Raw genomic sequence first — 19,434 nt, 5'->3', positions numbered from 1 at the left:
CGATAAGGATGAGTAGCCAACTATTTGATAATCAAGTCGCAATTGTAACGGGAGCGGGCCAGGGAATTGGTTTTGAGATTGCCAAACAACTGGCTTGTCAAGGCGCATGCGTAATTCTGAATGATTTCGACGCTTCACTGGCATCAGAAGCTGCTGAAAAAATTCGTAATAAGGAAGGCGAATGCATTGCTTTCGCGGGCGATGCGTCCAAGCTTGAAGTGATTGAAGGCATGGTGGAAGAAGCGATCAAATGCTTTGGACACCTTAGCATTGTGGTTGCCAATGCTGGAATTACGCTTTTCGGTGACTTTTTTGAATATCCGGAAGAAAATCTCCGAAAAGTGCTTGAACTCAATTTAATGGGTTCGTTTTTGTTGACCCAGGCGGGAGCAAGGCAAATGCGCGCTCAAAAAAGTGGCGGCAGGATTTTGTTAATGTCCTCAGTTGTAGGGCATCAGGCGCATCAGTTCTTGGGCGCATATGCAATGACAAAGGCCGGGCTGGAAATGCTTGCGAAAAATCTGGTTTTGGAATTGTCTCCTCATGGCATCACCATCAACACGGTGGCTCCCGGCGCCACATTAACGGAAAGAACGCTGGCAGAAGATCCGACTTATCCTAAAATTTGGTCTGCCATAACCCCAATGGGCCGACCTGCGATTTGTGAAGACATTGCAAATGCAGCACTATTCCTCCTATCGCCACATTCCGGGCACATTACGGGACAAAGTCTCGTCGTGGATGGAGGATGGACGTCGGTCAGTCCCCTACCCGATTTGAGTAATCTGCATGTAAAATGATGGACATTTAATCTTCCATTCCTTGTGAGAACAGCTGTGCTTCGAGGTCATCAATGTTTCCATCCGGCGAAACAAAAAGCTCGCGTGGCTTGGACGAAGCAACTGGAATGACGGTCATAAACTTGCGATATTGATCATCACTGATAATTTTTAATGCCAAAGCCCTTTTTAAAACCATCGGGAACGGCACTTTGAAAAAGTGGGCAATGTCCGATGCAAGGAATCCCGGGATTTTGGAAATGTCATTACGGAAAAAGCTTTCAACGTCTTCAAATGGCATTAATGCTTCAAAAATCAATTGTTCCGAGCGGGCAGCAAGTGAGCTTGTATTGGCATATAACGTATGCAATCCCAACGAAACCGTGAGTAAATGAATGTGATAATTACGCTCATTAATCTCCGAAGCCGCATTGACAAACACCCAGCCTTTTTGACGGAAAATCGCTGAAAATCCTTTGAAATTTGGATCAACATTGTGCAGTTGCGCAATCTTAATTCCCTCAGGATAAGGAAGTTTGTGACCTATTTGATGCACAATATCTTGCGCATAAGAGATGTCGGCAACTGCGCCAGCAGGTTCAATCATCCAGTCTCCATTTACCAAACCATTGAAAAGCTGATCCGCCAAACGCTGACTTTCGACCTGGCCCAAGTGTAGGACAATCCGGTTGCCACGCACCGAAAAATCGAGAAGTAACTGGTTTTTTGGTTGCTTTTTAGCCATTTGATAAGTTGTTGAGATGAGAACTTCAAAGATACGGCGTCGCACATTCCGCAGCAACGCCTTTCATATTTTTATCTCCAGTTCAATGTATTCAAAAGTTGTACCATGTCTTTTTGCAAATAATCAATGACCGGTGCAAGCGAATCGTTTTTAGTGGCGGTGGGGAAGTAAATGGCTCCACGCATGAAATGCCTGGTGCTGTCGGTTGTGTAAAATTGATACGGACTTGGCACATCGCCATCGATCTTGAAGAGGATTGCCGTTTTCCCTGTTTTGCCCAAAACCCGCTGTTCCTGAATGGCAGAAGCACGAATCTGATGCTTGCTGGCCAATTTGTAAGAGTCATTAATGAAGTCTTTCAGGTTGGCTGGCTTGTTATCAATCGCTTTATAAGTGATCTGAATGTTGGCGTTGAATTGTGGATAATTAATAAAAATCCAATCCTTTCCAGCCATTGCAAATGTATCCGGAACAACCTGCGCATATTTGGAAACCTCAAATGTGTAGGGGTGATCCTGCGTCAGTTTTTGATATGCATGTTCGGGCAATTCCACCCGGTTAAACCCTTTCGGTTTGGGGACATAACGTTCCTCCTTTTTGGTGCAAGAAAAAGTTACAACACTGATGATGAGGAGATAAAGCAATGATTTTAGCATCTGAGAATGTGTCATAGAGAAACTGAACGCGCAAAACTAACGAAAAGAGCCAAACAATATTTCCCATTTTGACGAGCACAAAACAAAAAGCGAAACTGCCCATGAGACAATTTCGCTTTTGCTATTTTTACCCAATTCGTTATTCCACGGTGACGGACTTTGCAAGATTTCTGGGCTGATCCACATTCCTGCCGCGCATGACGGCAATGTAATAGGAAAGTAACTGCAAGGGAATGACGGACACCAGCGGCGTCAGCAACTCATGCACTTTTGGAACTTCAATAACAAAGTCAACCATGCCCGGAATCAGCGTATCTCCCTCAGTAACAATGGCGATAACTCTTCCCTTTCTGGCTTTCACTTCCTGAATGTTTGATACGATTTTCTCATACGAGCCATCCTTGGTTGCCAGGAAAACAACCGGCATATCCTCGTCAATCAATGCGATGGGACCGTGCTTCATTTCTGCGGCGGGATAACCTTCTGCGTGGATGTAGGAAATCTCTTTCAATTTGAGAGCGCCTTCCAATGCGACGGGGAAATTAAGCCCGCGTCCGAGATAAATGAAGTTACGTGCATAGGTGAAGATAAATGCGATTTCCTTGATTTTGTCCGCATTCTCAAACACTTTGTCAACCTTAGAAGGAATCGTTTCCAGCTCGATCAAAAGCTGGCGGTAAGTTTCTTCTGATATTGTGCCCTTCCTTTTGGCTGTTGCAATGGCAATCAAAGTCAGCACGGTCACTTGTGCAGTAAAGGCTTTGGTGCTCGCGACGCCAATTTCCGGGCCTGCGTGTGTATAAGCGCCGGCGTCCGTTGCACGTGCGATCGAAGATCCCACCACATTGCAGACGCCAAATATCGTTGCTCCCTTGGACTTTGCCAGTTCAATGGCTGCAAGTGTATCAGCCGTTTCGCCGGACTGGGAAATGGCGATAACAATGTCTTTTTCATTAATAACCGGGTTGCGATAACGGAATTCCGAAGCATATTCAACTTCCACATTCACTCTTGCCAACTCCTCAAACAAGTATTCGGCAACAAGCCCGGCATGCCAGGAAGTCCCGCATCCAACGATCACAATGCGATCGGAGGCTGCTAACTTGTCTAGATAGTTATTCAACCCACCAAGCTGCAAATGTGCATTGTCTGCACGCAAACGGCCCCTCATGCTATCTGCAATGGAACGCGGCTGCTCGAAAATTTCCTTGATCATGAAATGGTCATAACCACCTTTTTCAATGTTTTCCAGTTCCATTTCAAGTTTCTGGATGTAAGGAATCGTTTCGGTGTTGTCCAGATTTTGAATGCTAAGCTTGCCGTTTTTGACCACAGCAACCTCGTAATCATCCAGATAAACGACATTCTTCGTGTATTCGATAATGGGCGTGGCGTCCGAAGCGAAGAAAAACTCATCTTCTCCAATGCCAATCACGAGCGGACTTCCTTTTCTGGCTGCAATGAGTTGCCCCGGATGATCTACGGACATAACCACAATGGCATAAGCACCTACGACTTCCTTCAATGCAAGCTTCACCGCCGATTCGAGTGATCCACCCGTCTCCTGCTGAATGTCTTCGATAAAATGGATCAACACTTCCGTGTCCGTGTCGCTCAGGAACTTATGTCCTTTTGAAATCAGATTTTGTTTGATCGCGGCGTAGTTTTCAATGATCCCATTATGAATGATCGAAAGTCTGCGGTTATTGGAATAGTGCGGATGCGCATTCACGTCATTGGGTTCGCCGTGTGTTGCCCAGCGCGTATGTCCGATGCCGATTGAAGCGGTCAGGTGTTTGGCAGCAAGCTCACTTTCCAGATCAGAAACCTTGCCCTTCTTCTTATAAATATCCAATTTGTCATTTTCCAACAAGGCAATGCCCGAGCTGTCATAACCACGATATTCCAATCTTTTCAGACCTTTCAGAATGAGGGGATAAGCTTCTCTTACTCCCACATAGGCTACAATTCCGCACATATTTCAGTATTTTGTTTGCGTGTATATCAATATAATTCCATGCAAATAAATAGCAATCAGCTATGCATAACAAGCTTAATTTTAATTAATTACTAAAAAATATCCAATTTCGCAAGAGTGCTCGAACACACCCTTTAAATGGTTTCGCCAGCTTGGGCACAAAAAAAATGGCGATCCATGTGGACCCCCATCTCCTTTCAGTGAATCTATATGGATCAGCTCATCAAATCTGTATACAAGTTGTAATACGATTCGGAGAACTTTTCGTCCTGTTCATCAAGTTCAACACGCTTAGGCGCATTGTTGAAAATCTGGTTCAGACTTTCGCTGCAATGATCGTCCGCTTTCAAAACTGCGTCTGCGTATGCACAACCGATTTTAACAAATCCTTCAAAATCATTAGAACGCAAATGAGCCAGGGCTTCATCGCTTACATCCATTGCTTTTGCCTTGTTATGTAAATCAGCGTCGAATTTGTAGTCAAAAGCATTATTATGCACTGTGAACACACTTTTCGTATCCTTGAACATTGGATCGTTGCGATAAGTGGTTTTCAGATACAATGGAATCAAGGCCGTCATCCAGTCGTTGCAATGCACTACATCAGGCGCCCAACCCAGTTTTTTTACGGTTTCCAACACACCTTTGCAGAAGAAAATCGCGCGCTCATCATTGTCATCGTAAAAGTTATTCTCCTTATCGAAGAATACAGATTTGCGGTGGAAATAATCGTCATTATCAATAAAATATACTTGCAGTTTCGCATTGGGGATGGAAGCAACTTTAATGATCAATGGCTTCTCTTCATCTCCTACGGTAATGTTTATTCCTGACAGTCGAACTACTTCATGAAGCCGGTTTTTGCGTTCATTGATAAGACCAAAACGGGGGACAAGAATTCTAATTTCTGCACCTCGTTCCTGCATTGCCTGAGGAAGTTTCCTTACGTAATCGGCAACATCGGTGGTTTGGAGGAAAGGGTTGATTTCACTGGCTACATACAAAATTCGTAGTTTCTCCATAGATGTTTTTAGCAGTTTGTGAAAAAAAGTTTTGCAAAATTATACAAAAAAAATGGCAAAATCAAAAAATATTCCAAACTAAATGTCATATTGCGCTCAGTTTGGGAATTCCCATTCCAAATTTTTTTCATCGACCATTGATTGCTATTCGTATTATAGAAAAGCATTCTTCACGGTCTGATTACTCCCTCTGATTCCACTTTTTCAATGGAAGTATTTACTTCAATCAAAGGCCTTCGCAGTTTCCTCGATCAACAACTTTTACAGCAAAAGACAATCGGCTTAATTCCCACGATGGGCGCTTTGCACGATGGCCATATTTCGCTCGTTGACGCATCCACGAAGGAAAATGACATTACTGTTTGCAGTGTTTTCGTTAATCCTGCGCAGTTCAACAATCCGGAAGACCTGCTAAAATATCCGCGCACGCTGGAAGAAGACTGCGCAATGTTGGAAAGAGCCGGCTGCACTGCGGTTTTTGCGCCGTCGGTTGAGGAAATGTATCTTGAAAAACCTTCACTGGTCATTAATTTCGGGTCTTTGGAAAGTGTAATGGAAGGCGCTTCCCGGCCAGGACATTTCAATGGAGTCGGCATTGTCGTTTCAAAGCTCTTTCACATCGTTTCTCCGCACCGCGCGTATTTTGGTCAAAAGGATTTACAACAGGTTTCGATTATTCAACAACTGGTTGCTGATCTTGCATTCAATCTCGAACTCATCGTCTGCCCAACCATTAGAGAAAGAGACGGACTAGCCATGTCGTCCCGCAACCGCAGGCTTAATGATACTGAACGAGCCATTGCGCCACATATTTACAGAATTTTGGATGATGCGAAAAAGCGCTTGCTAAGCGCCGAAGACGTCAAAACGGTTATTCAATCAGCGAGTGAAGATTTTGGAAGCATTAAGGAATTTACGCTTGATTATTTTGAGGTTGTCAATGTGAAGACATTGCAGCCCGTTTCAACGATTGGAGCACCCGGGACAAATGCCATTTGCGTAGCAGCGTTTTTAGGTCCGGTGAGGTTGATTGATAATGTGGTTTTCTAGGAAGACTTCCCAAGTCTTGGAGACTTGGGAAGTCTAAACGCCCTGGCGCCCTTACGACAATTTCCAATCGCCTCTATATTTCCTTTTCACAAACTGGTTCGCCTCGTCAAAGTTGGTGACCTTCATATTATTACCATCCCAAAGCAGTTTCTTACGACCTGGATAGTCAAATCCTTTGCCATCTGCTTTTGCCGTGCGCAAGTTGTAGCTGCGAATTCCGAGGTTACCCATGATTACGGTTTCGGTCAAAGGCCCAGCGTAGTCAAATGATGAGGTTAATGCTTTATGCTCCTTGCTGTTGAAACCTGCTTTGCACGCGTCTGTCCAGGAAACGTGGTGACCGAATTCTGCCATTGGGGTGTATTTGTTACCAAAATCACCTTGCTTGTATTCAAGTTTCGTCCCGTCATTTAGGTAAAGTTTTGGGGTAATTCCATACGTTCCGCAGGTCATCACGCCTTTTTCCCCGATTAACAAAACACCATTGCTGCTGTCTGGCTCTCCAAGCGGATCATTTGCAGGAATAATTTCCGGGTGGAAAGGACGCAAACCGCCGTCGTGCCAGGTTAATGTCACTTCGGATTTGTTAATCTTGTTTGCAGGGAATTTGAGTTGCACACGCGATGATGGTGGGCAGCCTTCGGGAATGTATTCAGGAGTCCAGTCTTTAATGAAAACTTGTCCTACGCTGCATTCCAATTCCGTTGGATAACCCAGTCCTAATGTGCGGAAAGCGGGGTCGATCAGGTGGCAGCCCATATCGCCTAATGCGCCGGTTCCAAAATTCCACCAGCCTCGCCATTTGAATGGATGCCAGGCCGGGTTATAATCCACCCATTCAGCCGACCCTACCCAAAGTTCCCAGTCAATGTCTGCCGGAACAGGGAATTTTTCGGTTGGAACCGGAATTCCTTGTGGCCACACCGGACGATTGGTCCAAACATGCGCTTCATGCACATTGCCGATCAGGCCTTTTGTAAACCATTCTTTCATTTGGGTTTGTGCAGGGTTAGAAGCGCCCTGGTTTCCCATTTGGGTTACCACTTTGTATTTACGCGCTGCTTCGGTCAGCATCCGCGCTTCATAAATGTCGTGTGTCAATGGCTTTTGCACATATACGTGCTTGCCGCGCTGCATGGCTGCCATCGCAATAATGGCGTGCATATGGTCAGTGGTTGAAACGGTTACTGCGTCAATGTCCTTTTCCATTTCATCAAACATCTTTCTAAAATCCTTGTATTTCTTCGCATCTGGATGAAGCTCAAAATTCTTTTTGGCTTGACCCCAATCCACGTCGCAAAGCGCTACAAGATTTTCTGCACCTTTATTCCACGCATTATTTGTATCTGAAAAACCCTTTCCGCCAACCCCTATTCCTGCAATGTTTAATTTGTCACTTGGTGCCACGAAGCCTTTGCCCAGCACATGGCGTGGGACAATAAAGAAACTTCCAATCGCTGCTGCCGTCGTTTTTTGCAAAAACTCCCGGCGCTTTACATCCTTCGGTTTATTTTCTGAACTCATCTGATTTGATAGTGAAAAGATAAAGTGGATAATATTGTTTAAAGCATACTTGTCATGATAATTACTTGCAGCGCCCCGAATTGTGAAATGGGAACCGTAACCATAACGGGGATGTTTTGAAGGCTGTATATTATTCCCTTAACTTTGGGGTGAATAAGCATAAATTTTTTCCCGACTTACATTACCCGGTAATGCAAATAACACTCATGAAATCGAAGATTCACCGGGTTAAGGTGACTCAGGCGGAGTTGAATTACGTAGGCAGCATCACCATCGACGAAGACCTGATCGATGCCGCCGGATTGGTTGAAAACGAACAAGTTCACATTGTAAATAACAATAACGGGGAGCGCTTTGTAACCTACGTTATCAAGGGTGAAAGAGGCTCAGGAATGATCTGTTTGAATGGCGCTGCCGCAAGAAGAGTCCAGATCGGTGACATTATCATTATCATTGCATATGGCTCCATGAGCCAGGAAGAAGCCAAAACATTCAAGCCAATGATCGTTTTTCCGGATCATAATAATCATCTTGTGGTTTAACTTCCTTTCTTTACAGGTTCGCAAAATCTTAAATCAGCTATGAAAAGCGCTTTACGTTACACCATTTCGCTTGCGCTTGCAGGCGGCCTGATCTGGTTTGTCTTCAAAGACATCAACTTCGCAGAAATGCTCGACAGGTTCGCTAAATCCGACTGGCGATGGATTGCTTTATCATGCGCTTTGCTGCTTTGCGCACACATTACGAGGGCGTGGCGCTGGGGGATGCTTATGGAACCGCTAGGTCATAAACCCGGACTTTTCAACAGTTCTATTTCAGTTTTAACCGGTTATTTTGCCAATTACATTGTGCCTCGAATGGGCGAAGTAACGCGCTGCGGAACGTTATACAGACTGGAACGCATTCCCGTAAACCTGAGCTTCGGAACGGTTGTGGCGGAACGTATATTCGATGTGTTGATCTTGCTTCTAATGATTGGTTTAAATTTTATTCTTGAATTCAATCGCCTCAGCAAATTTTTCACTGACTTTTTCCAAAGCAAAGTTCCTGGCGGGCAGGGTGATTCGGCAGCGACATTACTGGGCATACTCACTGCATTCATGCTTTTCGGCGTTATTGGGGCATATATTATTTACAAAAATGCAGCATTAAGAGAGAAGTTATTCCAAAATGCTTTTGCTCAAAAGATGATCACATTCGGAAAGGGAATGCTGGATGGTTTTTTAAGCATTCGCAAACTAAAAAGCCCTGGTCTGTTTATCCTTAGCACCGTTGCCATTTGGGTTTTCTATTATTTCGTTTCTTATGTGCTGTTTTTCTGCATTCCTGAAACGTCTGATCTGGGACCATTGGCTGGCTTGACATTGTTGGTTGTTGGTGCAATCGGCATGACGGCTCCGACGCAAGGCGGCATTGGCGCTTACCATTTGCTCGTTGGTAATGTGATGATTTTGTATGGGTTATCCCAAAATGATGGAATTACATTGGCCACATTCATTCACGGCGCGCAGATGATCTTTATGCTTATTATCGGGGCGCTTGCATTCCTATACGTTTTGGTTCAAAACAAGAAATCAGTGTCTGAAAATACGCAGGTTTCGATTGAAAATTAATTGCAGATTATAGTCCGGTCATATCAAAATGGCGTATCATTTCGTGCTGTAATTTTTTCCTAATCCTAATTAGATTATCCCATGAGCCTTACCGAAAGCAAGATATTAAGACTTGAAGAAGCCATTCCAACCATTGAAGACTGGCAACGCGCGGGGCAGAAGGTTGTTTTTACAAATGGCTGCTTCGACATTGTGCATTTGGGACACATTGATTATTTGGAAAAAGCACGTGCATTAGGCGACCGGTTGGTGCTTGGCCTTAACACAGATGCTTCCGTAAGCAGGCTTAAAGGACCATTGCGCCCGGTTGTAAACGAATATGCAAGAGCAAGATTAATGGCTGCATTATCCTTCATTGATGCTGTCATTTTGTTCGACGAACCGACGCCTAGTCAGTTGATTGAAGCCGTGAAACCTGACATTTTGGTCAAAGGAGACGATTATACAGTTGAAACTATTGCTGGCGCGGATTTTGTTTTAAGTAAAGGAGGTGAGGTAAAAACGATTGCTCTTGTGCAGGGTTACTCGACAACCGCGCTGATTGAAAAAATAAAACAAGGATATAAATAACGTAAATATGGCTGGTGCATATGTGATTGGTATTTTGGTGATGCTCATTAGCCTTTATGTGCAATGGCGTCTCAAGAAAAAGTTTGAAGAATATTCGCAAGTGGGGCTCAGCAATGGAATGAGCGGAAAAGAAATTGCGGAAACCATGCTTCGTGAAAGTGGAATTTATGATGTAAGAGTGTTATCTGTTGAAGGTCGCCTTACCGACCATTATAACCCTCAGGATAAGACAGTTAATTTAAGCCCCGACGTTTATCACGGACGGAGCGTATCTGCTGCGGCAGTGGCTTCCCATGAATGCGGACACGCTTTGCAACATGCAACGGCTTACAAATGGTTACAGTTCAGGTCGCAAATGGTGCCGTTTTTGAGCGTTGCGTCCAGTTATATGCAGTGGATTATTTTAGGTGGAATTGTATTGCTGAACACAACGCCGATTCCTTTAATGGTGGGAGTCGCATTGTTTGCAGCGACAACATTGTTCAGCTTTATCACTTTGCCGGTTGAATACGACGCGAGCAACAGAGCGCTGGCATGGATTCAGAAAAACCGCATTGTGAACGAAAGAGAATACGTTATGTCTGCCGATGCGCTTAAATGGGCTGCCAGAACTTATTTGGTTGCTGCAATCGGTTCCCTTGCAACATTGCTCTATTATGTAAGCATTTTGATGGGACGCAGAGATTAAGGCTTGCTAAAACTTTATGTTAAGGCTGAGAAATTAACTTCTCAGCCTTTTTTTTATTTCTTCTTCTGATTCCAATATACAACAACATTGTGCGTGGCGCGGCCGGAGGCGAGGATATCGAGATCGCCGTCTCCATCCAGATCCGCAGCTGCCACATCTTCGCAGGCAATTTTAATTTTGTCATCCAGCACATATTCTTGCCATTTCTTGCCTTCCGGATCTGAGCCTACGTAAATTCTGACACCCGTTTCTCCAGTCACATTCGGGTTACGCCAGCCCATCACAACCTGGTCACGACCCTGACCGAAAAAGTCGGCGCATACGAGCGCGTGACCTTCTTTTATCTTATCCGTCAAAACGGTCCGGTTGTCTTTTGAATATACGACCAAACTTGTCCCGTGCATGGGCTCAATTGTTGCCGTGAACAATTGATTTTTGCCTAAAATCCCTGTCCTGATCTCCCCTACTCCTGTTTGCGGCACCATCCAGGTGCCAGACGGAGCCCAGCCATCTGCACCATCCAAGAAAACCTGAACGCCCTCTTTTCCTGCAATGGCAACTCCCAGCATTCTGCCTGGCACTTCCATGGACTGCATGTTATGCGTCATATGCATGCCAGTTTCCACCAGTTGATAACCCCATATGCCCGTTTTCTTTTCAGGAACATCAAATACGATCAGCTTCACACCAGCTCCTTCGCCGCCTGTGTTGCCCTCGCCATGCAATGGAAGGACAGCAAGCTGGAAATCACCATCCGCCTTTTTCAACCATTGCATTCTGTGAATTGTGACTTCATGATGCAAACGAACGGGCTCCCAAAGCTGCGTGCGGTCCTGCGGCGCAGACAAATAATAAACCGCACCCGATTGTTTTATATTTTTAGTTTCCGCAGGGTTCCATTGCGCGCCCACGGCCACTTCCACTTTTCCGTCGCCGTCAATATCCCTCGCTGCAATGCACACATTATCCTGTTCCGTCAAATCTCTCGCAATCACATTACGCGTCCATTTTTCTGCTTTTTTCCCAGGATTTTTATACCAAACAATTTCCTTTTTATCTGCCAGCAAAATATCCGGCTTGCCGTCGCCATCCACATCGCCGGATGTAACTCCATAACCGATGCTAATTTTATCATCAATGACTTCCCCTACAAAAGTGGCCGTTTGCGCAACCGATTCGGCGGCAACAAGCGTCAGGGCAAAAAGCAGTAATTCTCTCTTCATAATCCAGGTTTCAGCACATGCTTTGCGCTAATTATTTAAGCATATTTTTTCACAATATACTTCAAAAACCGCACAGCAGCATTTGAACAAAGACTTTTTTGTGGGGCTTTGATCGGCTTTACCTACTTTTGTGAATTGTTGTGAACCAATTAACCATTCATGAAAACCGTCCCTTTACATCAGGTCCATATTGATTTGGGTGCCAAAATGGTCCCATTTGCAGGTTTTGAAATGCCTGTGCGCTATTCCTCGGATCTGGATGAACACCACACTGTAAGAAATAATGTAGGCGTTTTTGACGTCTCTCACATGGGAGAATTCAGCGTTAAAGGGCCAAAAGCATTGGATTTAATTCAAAAAGTAACTTCCAATGACGCTTCCGCATTGTTTGACGGGAAGGTTCAATATAGTTATCTGCCCAACGGAAAAGGCGGCGTTGTAGATGATTTGCTTGTCTATAGAATTGCAGACGAAGAATATTTTCTTGTTGTGAACGCTTCCAACATTGAAAAAGATTGGAACTGGATTCAAAGCCAGAACACGGAAGGCGTAGAAATGGAAAACCTTTCGGATGCACTCAGTTTGTTTGCCGTTCAAGGGCCTAATGCTGCTGCCACATTGCAAAAGCTAACCGCCGTTGACTTGGGGGCGATGGATTATTACACTTTCAAAATCGGTGAAATGGCTGGCATTGAAAATGTAATTATTTCAGCGACAGGTTACACCGGAGCGGGCGGATTTGAAATATATGTAAAGAATGCGGATGCTGTTAAAATGTGGAATGCCATATTCGAAGCGGGAGCAGAATTTGGCATAAAGCCCGTTGGACTAGGCGCAAGAGACACATTGCGACTTGAAAAAGGCTTTTGCCTTTACGGAAACGACATTGACGACAACACATCTCCACTGGAAGCCGGCTTAGGCTGGGTGACCAAATTCACAAAAGATTTTATAGATTCCTCCGAGTTGAAACAGCAAAAGGAAGCTGGATTGCAGCGGAAACTGGTTGGTTTTGAGATGATTGACAGAGGCATCCCTCGCGGACATTATGAACTTTGTGATGAAACCGGCGCAAAACTGGGCGAGGTCACTTCGGGAACGCAATCCCCTACTCTGCAAAAAGGCATTGGCCTGGGATATGTCCCTGCTGCTTACAGCAAGCCGGAAACCGAGATTTTTGTCAAAGTCCGCGACCGGTTATTGAAAGCAAAAGTTGTCAAACTGCCTTTTGTTAAAAATTAATCATTCCTAAAAGATATACAGTTTCGATTGCATTTATGAAACAACTTGATGTTTGCCTTACACCCGACCTGCTTCATTTACACAAACTTAACAATTCAATAGTTGTCGTTGCCGACGTTTTCAGGGCAACTTCCTGCATGGTAACAGGCCTTGCTTATGGTGTTAAAAGCATCACTCCTGTTGCGAGCGTTGAAGAATGTAAACTTTTACAAGACAAAGGTTTCATCGCCGCTGCCGAGCGCGACGCAAGAAAAGTGGAAGGCTTTGATCTGGACAATTCGCCTTTCAGCTATATGAATGAGCGACTGATCGGCTCGCAGATCGCAATGACAACCACCAACGGAACGTTATCTATCACCAAAGCCAAAGCGTCTGCGGTGAAAGTGATGATCGGATCTTTCCTGAATCTTGGCGCATTGGCCAATCATTTGCGTTCCGAACCTTACGACATTCTGGTGCTTTGCGCAGGCTGGAAAGGACGGCCGAATCTGGAAGACACATTGTTTGCCGGAGCACTTGCGGATGCATTGAAGGACGAGTTCATGCTTTTGGAAGATGGCACATTGATGGCGCAAAGACTTTATAATCAAAGTCGTGACAACTTGTTGGCCAGCGTTTCCAATTCCTCCCACGTGCGTCGCTTGCAACGCCTGGGAATTCAGAAAGACATTTCTTATTGTCTGCAAAAAGATTTGTATGACGTTGTTCCCGTTTTGCGCGGAAGCACGTTGGTAGCAATGAATTAAGCTAAAAAACTAAAAATTCTTACATGTTCAGATTCGTCTTTCTCATTTTTTGCGGACTAATGATTTTTACCAATCATGCCCATGCCCAAAAAAAAAGCAATGCGCCCAAAAGACAAATTTTGGCTCCAAAGAAAAAAGCGCCAGCTCCGGCTAAACCCGTTGTAACGCCTAAAGCAGACACGGCTGCCGCTCCTCAGCCCACACAAGCTGCGCCCATTGCAGCTCCGACCAACGAGACACAGACTCTGCGCGACACCATTATTACGCCGGACAGCAGCAATACGCAACTTTCCGCAGACACATTAACAGAAAAAGAAGCAGAAGAACGGCTGGCAAAAACGGAACCCGCTGCGGACAGCGTGACGTCTTTCAAAATCATTATTGACGATATTTCTTATTTGTCCGTTTGCCCAGGAACGACGGTTAACATTCCTTTTCATACAGTCGGGCCCTATGATGATGGGAACACATTCATCGCGCAGCTTATCGACGCAAACGGAAAATCGGTCCCTATTTCGTTGCCAGTCAGTAAAAGTCCGGTCAAGGCCGTGATTCCCTCTTATAAAATTGGCGGTGAAGTTTATAGAATTCAAATTGTAAGCTCAATCCCGGTCGTAAGAAGCCAGGAAGTCCCGATCCGTTTGTTGCAAAATGCTAGCGCGAGACTTGAAGTGATTGACGGAACGCAATCTGCGCGCATTACGCCTGGACAGGAAGTGAACTTAAAAGTGAATTTTACAGGCGCGGGCCCATGGTCATTTCTGCTTTCGGACAGCACGGTGGTTTATCAAACATTGTCCAATCCACATTATTTGACCGTAAAACCGAAAGATGTAAAAGCATACAAATTAATGGGCGTTGCCAATGCTTGCGGCAGCGGAGCGGTTTCCGGGGAAGCGATTGTGAATGTTAACAATAATCCGGAGCCTAAACTTGAATTGAAGGAAGTGGAGAAAATCGCCAAGCTTTGCAGCGGCATCCCTTTTCAGGTTCCTTTCAATGCGACGGGAAAATATAAGGATGGAAATAAATTTGTCGTGCAAATCGCAGAGCGCACGGGCGCATTTAAAACCATTTCGACACCCGACACAACCGGCTACATAACGACCCAGATCCCAACGACTTACAAACCAGGCGAATACAAATTGCGCGTTGTTTCCTCTGCACCATATTTGGTTAGCCAAACGACCAATATTTCCATTGTTTCGCCCACAGTTGCCATACTGCAACGGGATTCTCTTAAACTTGGGGAAAATGAAACTGGCGAGCTGACATTGAAATTCACCGGCGGCGGTCCTTGGTTCGCATTGCTTTCCGACGGCACTTACGAAAATAACATTCAAGAATCTCCGCATAAGATCAAGGTTAAACCAATGTTCGACACCAATTATCAGATTACGTCGGCGGGCGGTTTGTGTGGAGTTGGTAAATTTTCGGGATCGGCGCATGTTGCCGTGAAAAGTCCTCCTGCAAGCATCACGCTTGAAAAACTGCCTCAAAACATGGTTTGCGCAGGTTCAACCATTGACATTCCCTATAAAATTGAAGGGCGTTACAATCCAAATAACAAGTTTACAGTGCAGGTTACAGACAAAGCCGGACGTTTCGTAAACCTCCCAACGACGGTTACGCCGACTGCAATGCGGGTGAAAATCAACTCCATTTCCCAGGGTGACACCATCCGGACGCAAAAAATCCGCATAATTTCTTCATCTCCTGCTGTTTCAAGCGCGATTGAGGAATTGGACGTAATTGCGCCAGACAAAGCATTGGCAGAAGTTTCCGGAAAAGGGACAATCACGGCGGGACGGACGACACGAATTTTGCTCAAATTCAAAAATGGTTTGCCGCCGTGGTCATTCACATTGTCTGACGGAACTGCCATCAACGGCACATTCCTGAATCCTTACCTGATTTCAGTTTCCCCGGCGACCACGACAGAATACACAGTCAGTTCGCTGAAAAGCGGTTGCGGCTCGGGAACGGGCAAAGGCTCTGCCGTGGTTACAGTTTCCAATTGACATGCTTGCGGGCAGCTTGTTGCCATAAAAGGAAGTGATATGAAGCGCCCGTTTTTGATTGTGTTCTTTTGGCATGCCATTTTCCAAATGGCAATGAGCCAGAATGTGCCGATTGGAAATTGGGAAACGCACTTCAACTATCTTTCAGCCAAACATTTAACCAAGGTTAATGAGGCTATTTTCTGTGCGTCGCATAACGGCTTGTTCAGCATTAACATTGCCAATAAGGAGATCAAAACCTGGTCGAAGTCTGATGGATTGCATGACTCCGGGATTAGCAGCATGGCCTTTCATGAGCAAGATAAGCTCTTGTTATTCGCGTACAAAAGCGGCAATGTTGATATGGTTTACCTGAATGCAGCATCATTGCCCGAGCACATTATCAACTGGCCTTTGTTAACCCAAAACGCAGACCTTCCTGACAAGAAAGACATCAAGCGGATCGTGTTTCAAGAGAGCCTGGCTTATTTATGCACCAGTTTCGGCATAGTGGTTCTGGACACTAAAAATCAGCAGGTTGAAGAAACATATCGTTACATTGGAGGCAATGGGGCGCAGGTGTCAGTGAGCGATATTGCATTTGCCGCGGACTCGCTTTATGCCATAACTTCTGAGGGAATGTTGGCAACTTCCATGTCGGCGTCGGTTAACAGACAGGATTTTTCCAATTGGAAAGCAATTGCCACACCTGGAAAAGGCGTTGCGATTTCAGCTGTCAACAGGCAGCTTTATGCGGCTTATAGTGAAAAAGGTTTGTTTCAAAAAGTAGGCGGAAATTGGAAAATCATTGCGTCTACAATGAGCAAAAATTATGCAATGTCTGTCTGGAACAATGCGCTTACAGTAACATTAGATGATCGGTTCATCGTCTTGGACGAGGCGAAAGAAGTCAGAACATTCACAAATCCGGCCTTCAAAGCAACCCGCGAAGTTTTACAGACAAATGCTGATAAATTTTGGGTTGCAGATTCACGAAACGGATTGCTGCACAATGCGGAAACAAATTTCCAATCCTTCACACCCGAACAAGCGGACACGACTATTTTTCCAAAAACAGATTCCTCCATTGTTGACTTGAATGGGTTAAGCTGGACGAGACTTCCGGATTATTTGGGCGGTGGCATTCTTGTCAAAAACGCTGAAAACCAGCAACGCGTTTTGTCGACCAACATTGGAAGCGGGAGTTTGCCATCAGCTGTAATCAATAGTTTGGCTCTAAGCACGGACGGTTATGTCTGGTTTGCCAGCGACCGTGGAGTTGGCTATTTTGTAACAGATGGCATTTTAAGCGGAACTCGCGCTGACGCAGTTTTGCCGATTTTTGGTCAGCGCAAACTTTTTGCAAACGAAAAGTGCACAGCCATCGCCATTGAACCGGGGAATCGAAAATGGATAGGGACGCGAAATGGCTTATATCTTTTCAATGAGGACGGCACAGAAATGATTGAGAAATTTACTGCCGCTGATAGTCCGTTGCCATCAGATTCGATAGTTTCGTTACAGTTTAATGCTGAAAAAGGCATTTTATATATTGATACACCCAACGGAATGGTTGCTTACAGAAGCAATTCTTCGGCTTCGTCCGAAAACTTTTCAAGCGTTACGGTTTTCCCAAATCCGGTCCATCCGGGTTATGCGGGGACAATTGGCATAAAAGGTCTGATGGGCAATTCAACAGTCAAAATCACCGAACTTTCCGGGCGGCTCATTTATGAAACGCGGTCACAGGGCGGGACGGCGTCCTGGAATTTGAATGATTACACGGGCAGGCGTGCTAAGGGAGGCATTTATATGGTGCTGATTGTGTCGGAAGATGGAAGTGAAAAGTTTGCCGGAAAATTGGCAGTAATCGAATAATCGTATAATTTAATCAAATGACAACCCCCGAAATTTTACCTTATATTGTTGGCATAACCGGCGGAAGTGCGTCTGGAAAGACTTTTTTTATGAAAAGCCTGATTGATGCGTTTCCGAAAGAAGACATTACCCGCATTTCTCAGGACAATTACTATCGCCCCATTCACGAAATTCCAAGGGATGAAAATGGCGTAGAAAATTTCGACCTGCCTGAAACGATTGATCATCATTTGTTTGCCGAGCACATTGCGGTTCTCCGTGCGGGAAGGGAGGTTCATCAAAAGGAATACACTTTTAATAATCCGCTCATTGTTCCAGAAATGCTGATTTTTGAGCCACGACCGATCATTATCGTCGAAGGCATCTTTGTATTTTATTTTCCAGAGATCTCTCGATTGATCGATTTGAAAATTTTTGTGGATGCAAAGGAACACGTTAAAATAAAAAGGCGGATTATTCGTGATAATAACGAACGCGGCTATGACCTTGACGACGTCCTTTATCGTTGGGAGCATCACGTGGCGCCGACTTACGACAAGTTTATCCTGCCATTACGCTCCGAGGCGGACATGGTTATCAACAATAATACACGCTTTGATACAGGTTTGGAAGTGCTGAAAGGCTTTTTGAGGGGAAAACTGGCGGAGCGGAAAGCTTGATTGCATACATTATTTTTATACAAATATCTTTCACATTCTCCACTATCAAAATGCGCAAATTTACACACATTAGCCGATCAGCGATTTTCGCTACATTGTTAGTCGCCACTTTATTTTCATGCAAAAAGGATAAAACCGAGCCTGTCGACTCGTATGATTATTATCCTTTGGAAATTGGCCGTTATGCCATTTATGAAGTTCAGGAAGAGATTTACTCAGCTGGACAGGCAAATCCGGTGAAAAAAAGCTGGCAGGAAAAAGATGAGACAGACCGGATGGCGACAGACGAAAACGGCATTCCAACTTACACATTTGCGAGGTCAAGAAGGAATACAGACAAAGAATCATGGCAAAAAGTCAAGGAATTCACGGCCCAGAAATTTCCGGACAAGCTTTTGACCAACATTGACAACCAGACTTTTTTCTCAATGGCTTTTCCAGTCGATCCGAATGTGACCTGGAACGGAAACAGTTACAATAATGCTGATGCACAAGAATATCACTATGAGAATTTGGGCAAGCCGATTCAGGTTGGATCGCAATCATTTGACAAGGCGCTAGTGGTTGTCGAAAGAAAAGACACGTCGATTATCAACCGATATATCGGAATCAAGCAGTATGGACTCGGCGTAGGGTTAATTTTCGATGATCAGACCGCCTTTGAATTATGCCAAACGGAGGAATGCATTGGATCGGGAAAAATTGAGTCTGGAACGCATATAACCCGAAAAATAATCGAGTATGGCATAAAGTAGTCATATACGTTCAAGGTTTTGAATTGCATTAACCTTGTTTTTTTCACATTGTGACGCCTTAAAGTTTGGATTTTCAATTTATCTGACTAAATTTACGGCGGATACTGGTATTAATCATATAACAAATTCAAAATGAAAACAGTGAATTCGCACTCTACACAGACAAAAAAGTCTTATCGCAAACCGGTTTTGAATAAATTCGGTAATGTGGCCAAATTGACGAAGGGGAAGCAAGGAAGTTTATTTGATGATCTAACTTCTGAGTTGACTTATTCGCCAGACGCTTAAAAGCAACATTCACCTTTG

19 protein-coding genes are annotated in these 19,434 nt (G+C 44.7%); 13 read left to right on the top strand and 6 right to left on the bottom strand.

Annotated elements, in window-relative coordinates; translation table 11 throughout:
• Nucleotides 1–8: 8 nt before the first annotated feature.
• Nucleotides 9–800 carry an SDR family NAD(P)-dependent oxidoreductase gene (locus tag LZG73_RS08600; RefSeq protein WP_233847687.1) on the top strand — a complete coding sequence of 264 codons (792 nt, stop codon included), beginning with the start codon at nucleotides 9–11 and terminating at the stop codon, nucleotides 798–800.
• Between the two features lie 7 nt (nucleotides 801–807).
• Here the strand turns inward: LZG73_RS08600 and LZG73_RS08595 are convergent, their stop codons facing one another.
• The 4 genes from LZG73_RS08595 to LZG73_RS08580 form a co-directional block, all read right to left on the bottom strand.
• Complete coding sequence (locus LZG73_RS08595) at nucleotides 808–1,524, bottom strand: hypothetical protein (RefSeq protein ID WP_233847684.1); 717 nt, start codon at nucleotides 1,522–1,524, stop codon at nucleotides 808–810.
• Nucleotides 1,525–1,595: 71 nt separating this feature from the next.
• Nucleotides 1,596–2,195, bottom strand: coding sequence for a gliding motility lipoprotein GldD (gene gldD / locus LZG73_RS08590; protein ID WP_233847682.1), 600 nt, complete (start codon nucleotides 2,193–2,195; stop codon nucleotides 1,596–1,598).
• 124 nt (nucleotides 2,196–2,319) lie between these two features.
• Entirely contained in the window at nucleotides 2,320–4,158 is a 1,839-nt protein-coding gene (gene glmS / locus LZG73_RS08585) for a glutamine--fructose-6-phosphate transaminase (isomerizing) (protein WP_233847680.1), read from the bottom strand.
• Nucleotides 4,159–4,373: 215 nt separating this feature from the next.
• Nucleotides 4,374–5,180, bottom strand: a complete 807-nt coding sequence (locus LZG73_RS08580) for a glycogen/starch synthase (RefSeq protein WP_233847679.1) — start codon at nucleotides 5,178–5,180, stop codon at nucleotides 4,374–4,376.
• A 207-nt stretch (nucleotides 5,181–5,387) separates the two neighbouring features.
• On the opposite strand from LZG73_RS08580, the gene panC reads away from it, so the two are divergent.
• On the top strand, nucleotides 5,388–6,230 hold the full coding sequence (gene panC / locus LZG73_RS08575) for a pantoate--beta-alanine ligase (RefSeq protein ID WP_233847676.1): 843 nt from the start codon (nucleotides 5,388–5,390) through the stop codon (nucleotides 6,228–6,230).
• Nucleotides 6,231–6,281: 51 nt separating this feature from the next.
• On the opposite strand, the gene LZG73_RS08570 is transcribed toward panC, so the two are convergent.
• On the bottom strand, nucleotides 6,282–7,754 hold the full coding sequence (locus tag LZG73_RS08570) for a Gfo/Idh/MocA family protein (RefSeq protein ID WP_233847673.1): 1,473 nt from the start codon (nucleotides 7,752–7,754) through the stop codon (nucleotides 6,282–6,284).
• Between the two features lie 191 nt (nucleotides 7,755–7,945).
• On the opposite strand from LZG73_RS08570, the gene panD reads away from it, so the two are divergent.
• From panD to LZG73_RS08550, 4 genes are all read left to right on the top strand, one after another.
• A complete protein-coding gene (gene panD / locus LZG73_RS08565; protein WP_233847671.1) occupies nucleotides 7,946–8,296 on the top strand; it encodes an aspartate 1-decarboxylase in 351 nt (116 codons plus the stop codon).
• A 39-nt stretch (nucleotides 8,297–8,335) separates the two neighbouring features.
• A complete protein-coding gene (locus tag LZG73_RS08560) occupies nucleotides 8,336–9,367 on the top strand; it encodes a lysylphosphatidylglycerol synthase transmembrane domain-containing protein (protein ID WP_233847668.1) in 1,032 nt (343 codons plus the stop codon).
• Nucleotides 9,368–9,448: 81 nt separating this feature from the next.
• Nucleotides 9,449–9,937 carry a D-glycero-beta-D-manno-heptose 1-phosphate adenylyltransferase gene (gene rfaE2 / locus LZG73_RS08555; protein WP_233847666.1) on the top strand — a complete coding sequence of 163 codons (489 nt, stop codon included), beginning with the start codon at nucleotides 9,449–9,451 and terminating at the stop codon, nucleotides 9,935–9,937.
• A 7-nt stretch (nucleotides 9,938–9,944) separates the two neighbouring features.
• Nucleotides 9,945–10,625 (top strand): zinc metallopeptidase, encoded by a 681-nt coding sequence (locus LZG73_RS08550; protein ID WP_233847665.1) that lies wholly within the window; start codon nucleotides 9,945–9,947, stop codon nucleotides 10,623–10,625.
• Nucleotides 10,626–10,678: 53 nt separating this feature from the next.
• On the opposite strand, the gene LZG73_RS08545 is transcribed toward LZG73_RS08550, so the two are convergent.
• Nucleotides 10,679–11,848, bottom strand: coding sequence for an FG-GAP and VCBS repeat-containing protein (locus LZG73_RS08545; RefSeq protein ID WP_233847664.1), 1,170 nt, complete (start codon nucleotides 11,846–11,848; stop codon nucleotides 10,679–10,681).
• A gap of 159 nt (nucleotides 11,849–12,007) precedes the next feature.
• Here LZG73_RS08545 and gcvT point away from each other — a divergent pair, with 159 nt between their 5' ends.
• The 7 genes from gcvT to LZG73_RS08510 all read left to right on the top strand — a co-directional run bounded on the left by gcvT (nucleotide 12,008) and on the right by LZG73_RS08510 (nucleotide 19,416).
• Complete coding sequence (gene gcvT, locus LZG73_RS08540) at nucleotides 12,008–13,090, top strand: glycine cleavage system aminomethyltransferase GcvT (protein WP_233847663.1); 1,083 nt, start codon at nucleotides 12,008–12,010, stop codon at nucleotides 13,088–13,090.
• 35 nt (nucleotides 13,091–13,125) lie between these two features.
• Complete coding sequence (locus LZG73_RS08535; RefSeq protein ID WP_233847661.1) at nucleotides 13,126–13,836, top strand: 2-phosphosulfolactate phosphatase; 711 nt, start codon at nucleotides 13,126–13,128, stop codon at nucleotides 13,834–13,836.
• A gap of 119 nt (nucleotides 13,837–13,955) precedes the next feature.
• Nucleotides 13,956–15,857 (top strand): hypothetical protein, encoded by a 1,902-nt coding sequence (locus LZG73_RS08530; RefSeq protein WP_233847659.1) that lies wholly within the window; start codon nucleotides 13,956–13,958, stop codon nucleotides 15,855–15,857.
• A 39-nt stretch (nucleotides 15,858–15,896) separates the two neighbouring features.
• The gene (locus LZG73_RS08525; RefSeq protein WP_233847658.1) at nucleotides 15,897–17,714 is read left to right on the top strand and encodes a hypothetical protein; all 1,818 of its coding nucleotides are present in this window, start codon (nucleotides 15,897–15,899) and stop codon (nucleotides 17,712–17,714) included.
• 17 nt (nucleotides 17,715–17,731) lie between these two features.
• Nucleotides 17,732–18,373, top strand: a complete 642-nt coding sequence (locus tag LZG73_RS08520) for a uridine kinase (RefSeq protein ID WP_233847657.1) — start codon at nucleotides 17,732–17,734, stop codon at nucleotides 18,371–18,373.
• A 50-nt stretch (nucleotides 18,374–18,423) separates the two neighbouring features.
• Nucleotides 18,424–19,128, top strand: coding sequence for a hypothetical protein (locus tag LZG73_RS08515; protein WP_233847655.1), 705 nt, complete (start codon nucleotides 18,424–18,426; stop codon nucleotides 19,126–19,128).
• Between the two features lie 132 nt (nucleotides 19,129–19,260).
• On the top strand, nucleotides 19,261–19,416 hold the full coding sequence (locus LZG73_RS08510) for a lasso RiPP family leader peptide-containing protein (protein WP_233847649.1): 156 nt from the start codon (nucleotides 19,261–19,263) through the stop codon (nucleotides 19,414–19,416).
• Nucleotides 19,417–19,434: the final 18 nt, after the last annotated feature.

It is taken from the genome of Dyadobacter sp. CY326 (assembly GCF_021390515.1).
Taxonomy (GTDB): domain Bacteria; phylum Bacteroidota; class Bacteroidia; order Cytophagales; family Spirosomataceae; genus Dyadobacter.
The sequence above is the reverse complement of the archived record's forward strand: the minus strand, read 5'-3'. Positions and strand labels throughout refer to the sequence as shown.

Excerpts from the sequence above, each read along its gene's own strand:
- LZG73_RS08600 (WP_233847687.1), top strand. The coding sequence starts at position 9 with ATGAGTAGCCAACTATTTGATAATCAAGTCGCAATTGTAACGGGAGCG.
- LZG73_RS08595 (WP_233847684.1), bottom strand. The coding sequence starts at position 1,524 with ATGGCTAAAAAGCAACCAAAAAACCAGTTACTTCTCGATTTTTCGGTG.
- gldD (WP_233847682.1), bottom strand. The coding sequence starts at position 2,195 with ATGACACATTCTCAGATGCTAAAATCATTGCTTTATCTCCTCATCATC.
- glmS (WP_233847680.1), bottom strand. The coding sequence starts at position 4,158 with ATGTGCGGAATTGTAGCCTATGTGGGAGTAAGAGAAGCTTATCCCCTC.
- LZG73_RS08580 (WP_233847679.1), bottom strand. The coding sequence starts at position 5,180 with ATGGAGAAACTACGAATTTTGTATGTAGCCAGTGAAATCAACCCTTTC.
- panC (WP_233847676.1), top strand. The coding sequence starts at position 5,388 with ATGGAAGTATTTACTTCAATCAAAGGCCTTCGCAGTTTCCTCGATCAA.
- LZG73_RS08570 (WP_233847673.1), bottom strand. The coding sequence starts at position 7,754 with ATGAGTTCAGAAAATAAACCGAAGGATGTAAAGCGCCGGGAGTTTTTG.
- panD (WP_233847671.1), top strand. The coding sequence starts at position 7,946 with ATGCAAATAACACTCATGAAATCGAAGATTCACCGGGTTAAGGTGACT.
- LZG73_RS08560 (WP_233847668.1), top strand. The coding sequence starts at position 8,336 with ATGAAAAGCGCTTTACGTTACACCATTTCGCTTGCGCTTGCAGGCGGC.
- rfaE2 (WP_233847666.1), top strand. The coding sequence starts at position 9,449 with ATGAGCCTTACCGAAAGCAAGATATTAAGACTTGAAGAAGCCATTCCA.
- LZG73_RS08550 (WP_233847665.1), top strand. The coding sequence starts at position 9,945 with ATGGCTGGTGCATATGTGATTGGTATTTTGGTGATGCTCATTAGCCTT.
- LZG73_RS08545 (WP_233847664.1), bottom strand. The coding sequence starts at position 11,848 with ATGAAGAGAGAATTACTGCTTTTTGCCCTGACGCTTGTTGCCGCCGAA.
- gcvT (WP_233847663.1), top strand. The coding sequence starts at position 12,008 with ATGAAAACCGTCCCTTTACATCAGGTCCATATTGATTTGGGTGCCAAA.
- LZG73_RS08535 (WP_233847661.1), top strand. The coding sequence starts at position 13,126 with ATGAAACAACTTGATGTTTGCCTTACACCCGACCTGCTTCATTTACAC.
- LZG73_RS08525 (WP_233847658.1), top strand. The coding sequence starts at position 15,897 with ATGAAGCGCCCGTTTTTGATTGTGTTCTTTTGGCATGCCATTTTCCAA.
- LZG73_RS08520 (WP_233847657.1), top strand. The coding sequence starts at position 17,732 with ATGACAACCCCCGAAATTTTACCTTATATTGTTGGCATAACCGGCGGA.
- LZG73_RS08515 (WP_233847655.1), top strand. The coding sequence starts at position 18,424 with ATGCGCAAATTTACACACATTAGCCGATCAGCGATTTTCGCTACATTG.
- LZG73_RS08510 (WP_233847649.1), top strand. The coding sequence starts at position 19,261 with ATGAAAACAGTGAATTCGCACTCTACACAGACAAAAAAGTCTTATCGC.